This window comes from Pseudomonas sp. 43mfcvi1.1, assembly GCF_900115935.1.
GTDB classification, from domain to species: domain Bacteria; phylum Pseudomonadota; class Gammaproteobacteria; order Pseudomonadales; family Pseudomonadaceae; genus Aquipseudomonas; species Aquipseudomonas bijieensis.
In genome coordinates this window covers 177514-190463 of record NZ_UETT01000012.1, presented here as the reverse complement: position 1 = coordinate 190463, position 12950 = coordinate 177514, and the positions used below count along the sequence as shown (strand labels likewise).

Annotated in this window: 11 protein-coding genes; 4 read left to right on the top strand and 7 right to left on the bottom strand. The window is 60.2% G+C overall.

The features are described 5' to 3' along the window. Nucleotide 1: 1 nt before the first annotated feature. The 6 genes from DTP52_RS22375 to DTP52_RS22350 all read right to left on the bottom strand — a co-directional run bounded on the left by DTP52_RS22375 (nucleotide 2) and on the right by DTP52_RS22350 (nucleotide 7628). Nucleotides 2-1231: an OprD family porin gene (locus DTP52_RS22375; RefSeq protein WP_109755285.1), complete on the bottom strand. Its 1230-nt coding sequence runs from the start codon at nucleotides 1229-1231 to the stop codon at nucleotides 2-4. 113 nt (nucleotides 1232-1344) lie between these two features. After that, nucleotides 1345-2709, bottom strand: a complete 1365-nt coding sequence (locus tag DTP52_RS22370; protein ID WP_109755284.1) for an MFS transporter — start codon at nucleotides 2707-2709, stop codon at nucleotides 1345-1347. A gap of 78 nt (nucleotides 2710-2787) precedes the next feature. Continuing rightward, on the bottom strand, nucleotides 2788-4065 hold the full coding sequence (locus DTP52_RS22365; protein ID WP_109755283.1) for an FAD-dependent oxidoreductase: 1278 nt from the start codon (nucleotides 4063-4065) through the stop codon (nucleotides 2788-2790). A gap of 91 nt (nucleotides 4066-4156) precedes the next feature. Continuing rightward, nucleotides 4157-4639, bottom strand: coding sequence for an aconitase X swivel domain-containing protein (locus DTP52_RS22360; protein ID WP_109755282.1), 483 nt, complete (start codon nucleotides 4637-4639; stop codon nucleotides 4157-4159). Beyond that, on the bottom strand, nucleotides 4636-5919 hold the full coding sequence (locus DTP52_RS22355) for an aconitase X catalytic domain-containing protein (RefSeq protein WP_109755281.1): 1284 nt from the start codon (nucleotides 5917-5919) through the stop codon (nucleotides 4636-4638). Before DTP52_RS22355 ends, DTP52_RS22360 begins: the two co-directional genes overlap by 4 nt. After that, nucleotides 5916-7628 (bottom strand): dihydroxy-acid dehydratase, encoded by a 1713-nt coding sequence (locus DTP52_RS22350; RefSeq protein WP_212802259.1) that lies wholly within the window; start codon nucleotides 7626-7628, stop codon nucleotides 5916-5918. The genes DTP52_RS22355 and DTP52_RS22350 overlap by 4 nt, the downstream gene beginning before the upstream one ends. Before the next feature lie 123 nt (nucleotides 7629-7751). On the opposite strand from DTP52_RS22350, the gene DTP52_RS22345 reads away from it, so the two are divergent. Next, on the top strand, nucleotides 7752-8684 hold the full coding sequence (locus tag DTP52_RS22345; protein WP_109755280.1) for a LysR family transcriptional regulator: 933 nt from the start codon (nucleotides 7752-7754) through the stop codon (nucleotides 8682-8684). Between the two features lie 162 nt (nucleotides 8685-8846). Here DTP52_RS22345 and ppk2 read toward each other — a convergent pair whose 3' ends face one another. Then, nucleotides 8847-9764, bottom strand: a complete 918-nt coding sequence (gene ppk2 / locus DTP52_RS22340) for a polyphosphate kinase 2 (protein ID WP_109755279.1) — start codon at nucleotides 9762-9764, stop codon at nucleotides 8847-8849. A 183-nt stretch (nucleotides 9765-9947) separates the two neighbouring features. On the opposite strand from ppk2, the gene pstS reads away from it, so the two are divergent. The 3 genes from pstS to pstA all read left to right on the top strand — a co-directional run bounded on the left by pstS (nucleotide 9948) and on the right by pstA (nucleotide 12931). Further along, a complete protein-coding gene (gene pstS / locus DTP52_RS22335) occupies nucleotides 9948-10979 on the top strand; it encodes a phosphate ABC transporter substrate-binding protein PstS (RefSeq protein ID WP_109755278.1) in 1032 nt (343 codons plus the stop codon). Nucleotides 10980-11054: 75 nt separating this feature from the next. Beyond that, nucleotides 11055-12020, top strand: coding sequence for a phosphate ABC transporter permease subunit PstC (gene pstC, locus DTP52_RS22330; RefSeq protein WP_109755277.1), 966 nt, complete (start codon nucleotides 11055-11057; stop codon nucleotides 12018-12020). Then, complete coding sequence (gene pstA / locus DTP52_RS22325) at nucleotides 12020-12931, top strand: phosphate ABC transporter permease PstA (protein WP_109755276.1); 912 nt, start codon at nucleotides 12020-12022, stop codon at nucleotides 12929-12931. Before pstC ends, pstA begins: the two co-directional genes overlap by 1 nt. Nucleotides 12932-12950: the final 19 nt, after the last annotated feature.

Sequence of the window (12950 nt, the reverse complement as noted above, 5' to 3'; positions counted from 1 at the left end):
CTCACCACAGTTTCCAGGTGTAAGCCACGATGAGGCGATTCTCGTCGAGCTGCTGGGTCAGGCCATCTCCGGAGCGGAAGGTGAGGTTGCGCCAACGCACGTTCAGGCCTTCCAGGGCACCGCTCTGGAAGACGTAAGTCAGGTCGGTGTCACGTTCCCATTCACTGCCGTCAGTGACGGCGCGCGTGCGGATATCGTCGCCTTTCACGTAACGGGTCATGAACGTCAGGCCGGGTATGCCGAGTGCGGCGAAGTCATATTCGTAACGCAACTGCCAGGATTTCTCGTTGGCCTTGATGAAAGAGTTGTAGGTGACCAGGTTCACCACATAGGGGGTGCCGGTATCGATGACAGGAAACGCACTTTCGCCCGACAGGCGCTGGAACGCTGCGGAGAAGCGCTGGGCCCCGACGGTCAAGGTGAACAGGCCGTTGAAGTTGCGGTTGTCGATCTTCCCGGCTTTCCCGACGCCAATGTCATTGCTGTCGACATAGCGCAGGTCGGAGCGCAGGCTTACGCCCTCGCCCAGGGGCAGTACATGTATCAGGCCAGCGAACTGCTGACGGTAGATGTCCTGCAGCTCGCCGTGGTGGTAGCGCAGGGTCAGCTGTTTGCCAATGGTGTAATCGCCGCCGAGCAGGTCCAGGTGATCGCTGCTTTGGCCGGAATAGCCGATGTCGTCGTTACCGGCTGAGTCGCGGCCGTTGGCTTTGGTCAGTCTCGCTGCGGTGACAGTCAGGTTGTCGAGTTCACCGGACGTCAGGTAGGCGCCAGTGAAGGTCGAGGGCAACAGTCGGGTATCGCTGTAATACGCCAGCGGATGAATCGGCATCAGGGTCCCCACTTTGAGCTGGGTCTTTGACGCGCGCATTTTTGCCGTCAGGCCCAGTTCGCTGTAATCGTCCACGGGTTGGTTGCTATCAGGGCCATAGGGCAGCAGACCGGTGCCGCGACGGCCCGGGCCGGAGTCGAGCTTGATCCCCAGTTCACCCAGGGCATCGAGCCCGAAGCCAACGGTGCCGTCGGTGTATCCAGACTGAAGTTCGGCGATGAAGCCCTGAGTCCATTCTTCGGCCTTGGCCTGAGGGGCACCGCTCTGGCGGAAGTCGCGATTCAGATAAAAGTTGCGCGTCGTCAGCGTCGCGCTGCTGTCTTTGATGAAATCCGCATGGGCGTAGGTGACTTGGCCGCAGAGCATCAGGGCTGTGGCGAGGGCGAGATTCCTGTTCATTTTTATTGGTCTCAGGATAAGTAGGTTTATTCAGGACGAGCGTTGCCTGACCGCGCCGATGACGACGCGGTAAGGGCTGCCTGCTTCAGGCGTTGTGAATCAGCCGGGGACGTTCAGGTTTGTGATGAGGCGGGCAACGGGGCTGCTGCCGGGTGGCGGCGAGTCAGGTGACCGATGACAAACGCGCAGGCTGCCAGCACGGCAGGGCAGATCGCCAGGACCAGGAAACTCTTGACCACCGGCAGGCCGCTGTTAAGTACATAAGCGCCCAGCAATGGACCTAGGATCGAGCCGATTTTGGCGATGGAGGTGGCCCAGCCGGCGCCATTGGCGCGAATGGCACTGGGGTAGAAGATCCCGGCAATGCTGAGGATTCCATAGTGGGAGCCTTTGACGAACACGCCGCCGACCAGGCTCAGCATCAGGAACGCGGTGCCCTGCATGCCGGTGATGCCCAGTACCAGCAGGAAGGGCAAGGCCAGCAGCGGATAGATCATCACCATGTACGGTCCACGGGTATCGACGAAGCGCATCATCGCCAGGCCCGCCATCGCGCCGCTGAACGAGGCTATGGAGCTGACCCACGACGCTGTCGCGCGATCGAATCCGGCGTATTGATAGACCAGAGGGCTCCAGGAGGCGAGGAAGTACATGGCCATGGAACTGGCGGAGTAGCCTAGCCAGATCATGGGTGTGATCCATTTCAAGCGACCGATGAACAACTGGCTGACTCGAAATGCCTGGCGACCGATATCCGGCTCGTCCAACAGGACGAACTGGTCAGTGGGGCGCACATCCAGCTGCGGATCCATGCGCTTGAGAATCGCCGCGATTTTCTCCGGTGCCTTACGCTTGCTGGCCAGGAAACGAACTGATTCAGGCAGGGTGAACCACAACAGCACCCAGGCGAACAGCGTGACCACGCCGCCGAACACGAACACGCCCTGCCAGCCGATATGCGGCGCCAGCCACACCGTCAGCGGGCCGGCCATCGCGCTGCCGAGGCTGAACCCGACCATGATGACAGTGACCACTGTGGAGCGATAACGCTTGGGGACGAACTCGATGTTCAGGGCCCAGCACAATGGCAGCATGGCGCCCAGGGCGAAGCCATTGAAAAAACGCAGGACCATCAGCGATTCGTAGCTGTCGGCCATGACAAACAGCAGCGTCAACAGGCCGAACGAGCACGTGGAGAACAGAATCGTGGGACGCCGTCCGATGCGATCACCCAGATAACCGAAGAAAAAACCGCCCAGCATCATGCCCAACAGGCCGATGGAGAAGATTTCACCCAGTTGGATCTTGTCCAGGCCGACCTCATCGGCGATGTAGGAGGCGGTGTGCGAGAGCACCAGCAAATCGAAGCCGTCGAGGAAGGTGATCAATACCGAGACCAGAATCACCACGTAGTTGAAGCGTGACAACTTGCGGCCTTCTATAAGTGCCGCGACATCCAGGGTACGGGGCTGTGACATGTGCGTTCTCCACTGCATTTTTTATTGTTGTTGGAGTGGCGCCCGCTCTGCACGGCGGGCGCGTCGAACCGCTTGAAACTATTCCAGATTGAACGCCAGCCTCTCATGCAATGCCTGGGCGGGTATGTCACTCAACCTGCCGTCGGGGCCTGCGAGATCCAGCGCATGAGCGGCGGCGGCCCCCATCGCGATACACGGCCCCATCACGCGGACGCTCGACAGCGCGGCTGCATCGGCGTCTATGCAGCGGCCGGCGACGACCAGGTTATCGCTGCCTTGGGGAAGCATGCTGCGCAGCGGCACGCTGTGGATGTGATCGTCACCAAAGGGCTCCCACTGGTAACCGCTGGTATTGCCGTGTAATTCCACCGGCCAGGAGGTACGTGCTACCGCATCCGGGAATATCGTCGCAGCCCGCACTTCGTCAGTTGTCAGATGGTGGTGTCCGACGATCCAGCGAGTCTGGCGAATGCCTGGCAACGCATACGCCCGCACTTTGGCCTTGCCATAAGCCTCGGGGTACTCCGATTGGAGGAAGTGGATCACTTGGTCCACCTGCTGGCGCCCGGCGATGGCGACGTGAGAGGCGGCGACGGGGTCCAGGGGCGTTTCGATGTGTGTCATGTTGAAGGCCGCCGTGCCGCGTCCAGGAAATTGGAAGAACAAGCCGTCATCGCGTTCGATCCCGTAGCTCTTGGCCTTTTGCTTGACCCGTTCGGTGAATTGCGCACGGGTGGGCAAGTGGGCTTCGTTGATATGTTCAAGGACGAACATTTGGGTGCCATAGATTGGCGTATCCGGCTCGCGACAGGCGAGTCCCGCGTTCCACACCAGTGCCGCATCACCACTGGCATCGATGAAACCGTTGGCCGCCACGCGCACGTCGCCATAGCGTGTGGCCAACTCCACTTCCTGGACCCGCGTGCCTTCGCGCACTACATCACGTAACACCGCACCGAGCACTACGGTGATGCCTGCGTCGAGCACCTTTTGGCCAATCCAGCGACCGAGGGCGACTTCGTCGTAGTAAACCACTGTGGTCAATGGCCCGATGGCCTGGTGCAAGTCTCCCGAGGCACCCAGGTCGCGAAGGATACCGTCGGCAATGCCATGGGTCAGCAGTTGGCGGTTCGGACCATTGGAGAACAGTCCGCAGAAGGTGCCGATGATCGAGCCGACCGCTTGGCCGCCGAGCATCGGCAGGGCGTCGAACAGCACCACGCGCTTGCCGAGCGCGGCGGCCTCGAGGGCGGCTGAAATACCGGAGATACCGGCCCCGGCGATGCAGACGTCGGCCTGCAAGCGTTGGGCGGTGGGGGCGCTGGTACGGCGTACCGTGCGAATAACATGAGCCATAAAACTACCTTTGAGGTGTCAACAGGGTAGCCGAGCCCGAGCCCGTTGACCGAGGGCCACGGGAGCAGGTGTTTCGGCAGTCATATTCGGGTTACGACGGGTTTCGCGTTCGTTCCAGGCCGGGCGGCCGTGGCTGTGTGGATAGATCGGTACGCGATTGACGCGGGATCACTTCGACGGTCCCGGCGTCGGCATCGACGCGGACCCAATCCCCGGTGCGAATCCGGTTCAGCGGGTCCTCGTTGAAGTCGGTCATGGCTGGTGCATGGACGACAACGGCACCAAGGCCCATTTTCGCCGTCATTTCATTGAACAACATGGCGCCAGGCGCGACGCCAGCGAGACGGGCGACATGGAACTGCGAGGACCAGCCGGAAGACCCCTTGGCGCCGGGAAACACGAGGACCTTGCCGGCGAAACTGATGCCCTTGAGCTCGTGGCGCGTCTCGATGACAGTGCCGCTGCGCGGGTCGATGCCACCCCAGCCGGAGATGCGGTCACGGGTCACCAAGGCTTCGCCTTCGAAGCAGCCGCCGACAACCTTGCGGCCTCGGAGCGTAAAGGTTGCGCTCATTTCAGTACTCCTTTCCAACGGCCATCGATGGCCGCCTGGACGCATTCTGCGGTGGTGCCGAACCACGCCTGGATGCCCATGATCGCCGGCAGGTAATGGGCCTGCTTGGCCGAGTCCACGGCCGCCACGCGCGTGCCCTTGGGCAGCACCTTGCCGATTGCCGAGCAGGTATCGGTCATCACATGCCCACCTGCCTGCTCAATGATGTGGGTGTAACCGGCCACGTCTGCCAGTTGCTTGATCGACGCGGCGGTAAATATCCAGAGCTCGGTGTTCGCACTCAGGCGCTGGCCTTCCAGCAGTTGGCAGACTTCCCAGATTTGTTCGAGGCTGTAATGCGGGCAGCCGAGCATGACGAAATCGACTTGTGCATCGCGCGCCGTGACGTTGACTTGCTCGTAGGCCCAGCGCCGTTCGGCTTCACCAAAGCGCAACGTGGCTGAAGGCCGGGAGGCGCCGAACGCTTGCTCGCGAGTGCGGGCCTCAGGTGTGACCCCGACCAGGTGGTACATTTCCACGCCACCGCTGGAAGCCGCCGCCGCGCCAAAGTGCTTGAGACGCGCCAGGTTGGGCTGATGGCTCACGCCTTCGATGACCGGGATGCAATCCTGCACCTGTTCACCGACCCAGTAGCCGAGCAGTCCCCAGTCGGCCGTGGTGCTCACGTCTATATCCAACTGGATCAGGTGGGTACCGCGACGGTTCTCGTCCAGGTGCAGTCCCCAATAGGGAATCTTGCCGGTCAGCATCGCTGCGCCGGTGCTTTCGCGGCCCTCGGCATTGGTGCGCGCGCCGAGTACCGAGTTGATGTAGATCACGGCGGAGGATTCCATCCACGCGCAGTGCTCGCCTTTCACCGGTACGTTGCCGACTTGATAGGGCGTGCAGGTATTCAACGGTTGCACACCCAGGCCGCTGCTGTAGGCCTGGCCGGTTTCATAAATGCGCACCACATCCGGCGAGATGCCTTGGCGTTCGGCATGCCGAGGGTCGATGCCTTGCTGCAGGTGACTGCTGAAGACCTTGACCTTGGGGATTTTGACCACCTCGGCGCTGTCGAGATTGAACTCGCTGAACACCGCGTCCATGCCACCCTCGCGCTCGGCGTACTGACGCAGGAACGGGGTGGTGGCACCGATGGTTCCGGCCACATTGCGCGTGTCCACCAGACATTCTGCGTCCAGGGCCTCGCCATAACGCACCAGCAAATCCATGGCTTTTTGCACCGCCGGACCTTGGTCGCCGGCGAGCATGGCTTTCTCGTCGTCGCGCAATCTCATTGCGGCTGTTCTCCCGAACGGCTGATGTCGAGCGGTTTGATCAGGACCGCACCGTGCTCCATGGACGACACGTTATTGCGGTAGATGTCCAGCCAGCCGCCGCCGAACTGTGGCGCCAAAGGCCGCCAGCGGGCCCGCCGTGCTTGCATCTCGGTTTCGCTGATATTGGCATCGAGGGTGTTGAGGTCCAGGTCGATGGTGACAATGTCGCCGTCCTCGACCAGCGCCAAAGGTCCGCCGACGGCCGCTTCAGGAGCGACTTCAGCCACGACCAGGCCCTTGCACACCAACCCTGAAAGATGACCGTCAGTCAGCATGGCCACGTGGTCGCCCAACCCGGCGCCGTCAATGGCGAACACCACTTTCGAGGCGCCGCCGCCCATGGCCGGCCCGCCGCGCACGCCGGCACCGCGCATGACCACTACATGGCCGGGCTGGATGCGCCCGTCCTGCAAGGCTTCGATGGCATCGGCGGAGCGTTCGAAACAGATCGCAGGCCCCTCGAAGCGGCGCATCTTCTGCGGGTCAATGCCGTATTTGACGATGCCTGCCTGGGGCGCGATATTGCCGCGCAGCATCACGATGGCTGGCTGGGTGGCGAAGGGGTTGTCCAGCGGGCGGATCACTGCATCGTCGCTGACGATCACCCCGTGCAGGTTCTGCCTCAGGGTTTTGCCGGTGACCGTCAATGCATCGCCATGCAGCAAGGGCTCCAGGCGCTTGAGCAGCCCACGCCCACCGCCTGCGGCTTCCATTTGCTCGATGCTATGTTCACCCACCGGCCGTACGCCAACCAGCACAGGCACCTGTTTGCCCAGGTCCCTGAAGAGCTGGTAGACGTCCACGTCGACTCCGCCTTCGGCTGCCACCGCCTGCATATGCTTGATGGTATTGACGGAGCCGCCCGCGGCGAGAATGGTCGCCACTGCATTGGCGAAGGCCTCTGGGGTGAGGATATCGCGAGGTTTGAGGTCTTCTTCGACCATTTCCACAATGCGTTGGCCGGCTTGGTGCACGAAGTCGAACATCTGCCGGCTGTTGGCCGCGATGGGCGCGCTGCCGGGCAAAGCCATGCCAAGGGCTTCACACACCAGGTGCATCGAGTTGGCGGTGCCCATCCCCGAGCAGACCCCAGGGCCTTTGATGGCATTGCGGGCCATGCCGGCCAACTCCTCGACCGGTAGCTTGCCTGTGACCACGTGCATGGAACTGATGAACACGTCTTCGATATCGACATGCTTACCGTTGTATTCGCCACTCGGCTGGTAGCCACAGACCACCACCAGCGTCGGAATGTTCAGGCGGGCGGCGGCCATCAGTTGGCCGGGTACGGTCTTGTCGCAGGAGGCCAGGCAGATCATGCCGTCGAGTTGAGCGCCTTCGACCGCGACTTCGATATCATTGGTGATGAGGTCGCGGGCAGCGAGCATATAGGCACCCCCGGCACCAGCGCCGGTGATGAAGTCACTGGGAGCGGCAGTACGAATTTCGAAGGGCAGGGCGCCGGCATCGCGTATCGATTGCTTGAGGGCATTGGCGATGCCATCCAGATGGCTGAAACAGATCGCCAGGTTGGACGACGAGTTCACGATAGCGATCTTGGGTTTCTCCAGCTCGCTCTCATCGATCCCCAAGGCGCGCCACTGGGCGGCGCGCACAGCCCACAAATAGGACCCGTAAGGGAAATTGCTGCGCAGCTTCTTGGGCATGGGGTGCTCCGTTATTGTTATAAGAATGCCAATCCGGTTAATCGCGTTAACCATCTTGTACCGAGTCTAGGCGTCGGCCTAGAATCCGAAAACCTTATTTCACTTATAGATAAAATCCAAAATATGGATATCAAGGACGTCGACCTCAACCTGTTGAAAGTCTTCGATGCGTTGCGCAAAAAGCAAAGCGTGACCCTGGCCGGGGATCTCATGGGGCTCAGTCAACCTGCCATGAGTTTCGCCCTGGGCAAGTTACGAACGCTATTCGACGATCCTTTGTTCATCCGTACCTCCCATGGTATGCAGCCCACCGCGAGAGCCTTGCAGATCGCCGAGCCGGTGCAACGCATTCTGGAGATGGTCAGCAGCGAGGTACTGCCGTCCACGGGATTCGTCGCCGAACACTCGGATCGCCAGTTAGTGTTGTGCATGTCGGATATCGGTGAAATGGTGTTCCTGCCACGGCTGATGCGCATGCTCGACAAAACGGCGCCGAAGCTGAGAATTCGCACTCAGGCGTTGTCCTCCGAGCAATTGGAAGAGGGCTTGGACGCTGGCGAGGTCGACGCGGCCATTGGCTATTTCCCTCGTTTGCTCAACACCTCGATCCGGCATCGGGCGCTGTACAGCCACTCTTTCGTGTGCATAGTGCGCAGCGATCATCCCACCATCGGCGACACCATAAGCGCCGAGCAATACCAGGCTGCCGTGCATGTCGCCGTCCAGGCCGAGGGGCGCGGCATGGGTGTGCTGGATAAGGAGCTGGCCTCCCACGGCGTAACGCGACGGGTGCGGTTCAGCCTGCCACGGTTCATGGGCGTGCCGTTCCTGGTGGCCGAGTCCGACATGATCGCCACCGTCCCACTGGCAGTCGGCCGGCGGTTCTCCGAAATTACCAATGTGCGCCTGGTCCCGCTGCCTTGGGCTATCTGCGGATATGACATACACCTGTATTGGCATACGCGCTTTCATCATGACCCGGCTAATCGTTGGTTGCGTCAGTCCTTCATTGAGTTGCTCGGTGACTTTTCTCCTAGCGAGCAGATGTCGATTTGATTCATGGAGCAATGGTTAATTTAAATAACTGATTCCGCCCGGTTGGGTTCTGCTCGTCCAGGCCGGTCCAGCAGATCGGCAGCTCTTCGGGCCCCTCATCGCGCCTTTGGGTTTTGTGAGTCGCACGTAAGCCCTTAACGGCGTGCCCCCATTTGGCTGACCTTAATAGACCTGAGGCACGATGAGTTCCGGCGGCGTGGGGCTGCGGGAATAATCCTCCTGCCTGACGCGTTGCGGCAGTTCGATTACCGGCATTTCCACCTCTTCGTAGGGCATCTGCCCGAGAAGGTGATGGATGCAGTTGAGCCTGGCTTTCTTTTTGTCATCAGCTTGTACCACCCACCACGGCGCTTCGGCGATGTGGGTGCGTTCAAGCATGATTTCCTTGGCCTTGGTATAGGCTTCCCAACGCCGACGGGACTCCAGATCCATGGGGCTGAGTTTCCATTGCTTGAGCGGATCATGGATGCGACTGAGAAAGCGCAGATGCTGTTCCTGGTCGGAAATGGAGAACCAGTATTTGATCAACTGGATGCCGGAGCGGGCGAGCATACGTTCGAACTCCGGTACAGTACGGAAGAACTCCTCGTACTGATCTTCGTTGCAAAACCCCATCACTTGTTCCACCCCGGCACGGTTGTACCAACTACGGTCAAACAGCACGATTTCGCCCGCCGCCGGCAGGTGCGAGACATAGCGCTGGAAGTACCACTGAGTACGTTCCCGGTCGTTGGGGGCGGGTAGGGCGGCGACCCGGCAGACCCTGGGATTCAGGCGTTGGGTGATACGTTTGATCACACCGCCTTTTCCGGCTGCATCACGCCCTTCGAACAGGATCACGACTTTGTGGCCCGTCTTGACCACCCAGCTTTGCAGCTTTACCAGTTCGCCTTGCAGGCGGAACAGTTCGCTGAAATAGGTCCTGCGAGCATCCTTCTCGGTACCTTCCTCTACGTGCTCATCGAACAGCGCGTTCAGGTCATGACCGTCTTCGGATAATTCCAATTCCAGCTCTTCATCACTGTGATCAAGCAGTTCACGGTGGACGCGCTGGATTAAGGTGGCTTCTCTGGGAGACATAGGAGGGAGGCTCGCGCGAGGGTGGATGGCAAAGTGTTAGGCGTAATTTGTTACGAACCAATTACATTAAATCCTGTGCTGGGCCATATAGAGAATGAGCGTGCTGCTGCCATTCAACTTTCACGAGAGCGTAACAAAACTGGTGCAGAGTTCGGGAGCCCGTAATCACAAGGTGTTCCCCTAATGAAAAGTTTGATGAAGTCTGCTGCGCTCGCCATTGCGGTTTCTCTTTGTGCCACCTCGGCGTCCTACGCTGCAGAGAGTGTCCGTCTGACGGGGTCCGGGGCGAGTTTCCCTGCACCGATCTACCTCACTTGGTTCAAGGATTTCAGCAAGAAATCTGACGGTGTCACTGTGGATTACCAATCCAAGGGTAGTGGCGCGGGTGTACAGGACTTTCTGAACAAAACGGTTGATTTCGCCGCCAGTGACTCGGCGATGAAAGAGGAAGATATCGCCAAGGTCGCCGAAGGCGTGCAGTTGTTGCCGATGACCGCAGGTGAAATCGTGCTGGCTTATAACCTGCCGGGCAATCCGAAGGGGCTCAAACTGCCCCGAGATGTGTATTCCAACATTTTTCTGGGCAAAATCACCCGCTGGAACGATCCGAAGATCGTCGCCGCCAACCCGGATCTGAAACTCTCCGATACGCCGATCACGGTTGTTGTGCGTGCAGACTCCAGCGGCACGACTGCGGTATTCACTAAGCACCTGGCGACAATCAATCCGGAGTTCAAGCAGGCGTTGGGAGAGGGCAATACCGTCAACTGGCCGGCGAGCGACAAGTTCATCAAGTCGCCGAAGAACGATGGTGTCACGGCCACTGTGCGCCAAACCCCGGGCGCGATCGGGTATATCGAATACGGCTTCGCCAAGCTCGCCAAGGTTGACTTCGCTCAACTGCAGAACAAGGCCGGTCAGTACGTCGTGCCAAACGCCGAAAGCGGTGCCGAGGCCCTGGCGGCGGTGAAGATGCCGGAAAACCTGGTGGCCTGGTTGCCTGATCCGGACGGTGCCAAGTCCTACCCGATCACGTCCTACACCTGGATGATTTTCCGCAAGGACAACGGCAATCCGGCCAAGGCCAAGGCCATGCGTGAAATGGTCGAATACAGCCTGGCCGAGGGACAGAAGATTGCCGATTCGATGGGTTATATCCCATTGCCGCAATCGGTCGTCGAACAGGTTCGCAAAGCGTCCGCCAACATCCAGTAACGCCGTGAGGTCTCTCTCGGAGTGTGCGTCTGCGCCACGCCGGGAGAGTTTTCCCCCTTGTTCCGGACTCAGCCCATGAACAAACCTTTTGTCGTACCGGTTAATCCGGACTCTGCCTGCCAACCACCTTCGAGGAAGGATTTCCTGGTTGATCGCACCTTTCGTGCGCTTGCGCGTATCGGCGTGGTACTGATTCTGGCGTTGGTATTTGCGCTGGTGTTCGAGGTGGGACGCAAGGCACTTCCCGGCATGGAGAAGCACGGCTTTGATGTGCTTTTGGGCAGCGTCTGGGACGTTAACCAAGGCAAATACGGCATCCTGCCGGCTATCTGGGGCACGCTCTACAGCGCCTTTATCGCATTGCTGATCGCTGGTTTTTTCGGCGTCAGCATGGCGATTTTCCTGACCCAGGATTTCCTGCCGCCCAAGCTCGCCGCCATCTTCCGTACCATCGTCGAACTGCTCGCGGCCATTCCCAGCGTGGTTTATGGCCTGTGGGGGATCTACGTGGTGATCCCGGCGATTCGGCCGCTGACAACCTGGTTGAACAGCGAACTCGGCTGGGTACCCTTTTTCGGCACGACCCTGAGCGGTCCAGGCCTGTTACCCGCGGCGCTGGTACTCGCCATCATGATTCTGCCGACCATTGCCGCCGTTTCGCAGGACGCGCTCACGGCTGTGCCGATGAAAACCAAGCAGGCCGCCTATGGCATGGGGACTACTCATTGGGAAGCGATTCTCAAGGTGATGGTGCCTTCCGCCGCCACTGGCATCTTCGGTTCTCTGGTGCTGGGCCTGGGGCGCGCCCTGGGTGAAACGATGGCGCTGGCCATGCTGGTCGGCAATGCCAACAACATTTCCCTCTCGCTGTTTGCACCGGCCAACACGCTCGCCGCCCTACTGGCGTTGAACTTCCCCGAAGCCGGGCCGAACGAGATCGAGGTGTTGATGTATGCCGCCCTGGTGTTGATGTTGATTACGCTGATCGTGAACATTTTCGGTTCGATGATCATGATGTACGCCCAACGGGGTAATAAGTGATGACTGATCTCACTGCTGCAACAGACCTGACGTCTCCAGCAGGCGCGATGCCCAGCCTGCAGCGCAAGTTCGAAGGCCGTGCCCTGCGAAGCCTGATCTTGACCACCCTGGTCTGGGCTGGTGCGCTACTGGCCAGTGTGCCGCTGATCTCCGTGCTCTACATGCTGATTACCCGCGGCGGCGCGCGTCTCAACCTGGAAGTCTTTACCGAACTGCCGCCGACGGGCTTCGAGATGGGTGGCGGTTTCGGCAACGCGATGGCAGGGACCTTCGTGATGGTCGGTATCGCGGCGGCGATCGCGGTGCCGGTCGGCATCATGGCGGCAATCTTCCTGGCTGAGCTGGGACCGGACAGCAAGCTGGGGAACGCAGCGCGTTTTGCCGCCAAGATGCTCACGGGCCTGCCGTCGATCCTGGCCGGGGTGTTTGCCTACGCCCTGGTGGTGATGACCACCGGTACGTATTCGGCGCCGGCGGGTGGCGTGGCGCTGGCGGTCCTGATGCTGCCAATCGTCGTGCTGACGGCGGAAGAGTCGATGCGGATGGTGCCCAAGATCATGAAGGATGCCGCCTATGGCATGGGCTGCACCCGTTCGCAGGTGATCTGGAAAATCATCTTGCCGACCGGCATGCCGGCCATCCTGACCGGGGTCATGCTCGCTGTGGCACGTGCCGCGGGCGAGACGGCGCCGCTGCTGTTTACCGCGCTGTTCAGCAACTATTGGATTTACCACCAAGGCAATCTCGAGGTCATGAACCCGACCGCCTCGCTGGCGGTGCTGATCTACAACTTCTCCGGGATGCCTTTCGACAACCAACTTGAACTCGCGTGGGCGGCCTCACTGGTGCTGGTGATGATCGTGCTGTTCGTGAACATCATCAGCCGTATTTTCGGCAAGCCCAAATATTAAGAACGGGAGCATCTGATCT

Coding starts and splice junctions, on each gene's coding strand:
- DTP52_RS22375 (WP_109755285.1), bottom strand. CDS start 1,231: ATGAACAGGAATCTCGCCCTCGCCACAGCCCTGATGCTCTGCGGCCAA.
- DTP52_RS22370 (WP_109755284.1), bottom strand. CDS start 2,709: ATGTCACAGCCCCGTACCCTGGATGTCGCGGCACTTATAGAAGGCCGC.
- DTP52_RS22365 (WP_109755283.1), bottom strand. CDS start 4,065: ATGGCTCATGTTATTCGCACGGTACGCCGTACCAGCGCCCCCACCGCC.
- DTP52_RS22360 (WP_109755282.1), bottom strand. CDS start 4,639: ATGAGCGCAACCTTTACGCTCCGAGGCCGCAAGGTTGTCGGCGGCTGC.
- DTP52_RS22355 (WP_109755281.1), bottom strand. CDS start 5,919: ATGAGATTGCGCGACGACGAGAAAGCCATGCTCGCCGGCGACCAAGGT.
- DTP52_RS22350 (WP_212802259.1), bottom strand. CDS start 7,628: ATGCCCAAGAAGCTGCGCAGCAATTTCCCTTACGGGTCCTATTTGTGG.
- DTP52_RS22345 (WP_109755280.1), top strand. CDS start 7,752: ATGGATATCAAGGACGTCGACCTCAACCTGTTGAAAGTCTTCGATGCG.
- ppk2 (WP_109755279.1), bottom strand. CDS start 9,764: ATGTCTCCCAGAGAAGCCACCTTAATCCAGCGCGTCCACCGTGAACTG.
- pstS (WP_109755278.1), top strand. CDS start 9,948: ATGAAAAGTTTGATGAAGTCTGCTGCGCTCGCCATTGCGGTTTCTCTT.
- pstC (WP_109755277.1), top strand. CDS start 11,055: ATGAACAAACCTTTTGTCGTACCGGTTAATCCGGACTCTGCCTGCCAA.
- pstA (WP_109755276.1), top strand. CDS start 12,020: ATGACTGATCTCACTGCTGCAACAGACCTGACGTCTCCAGCAGGCGCG.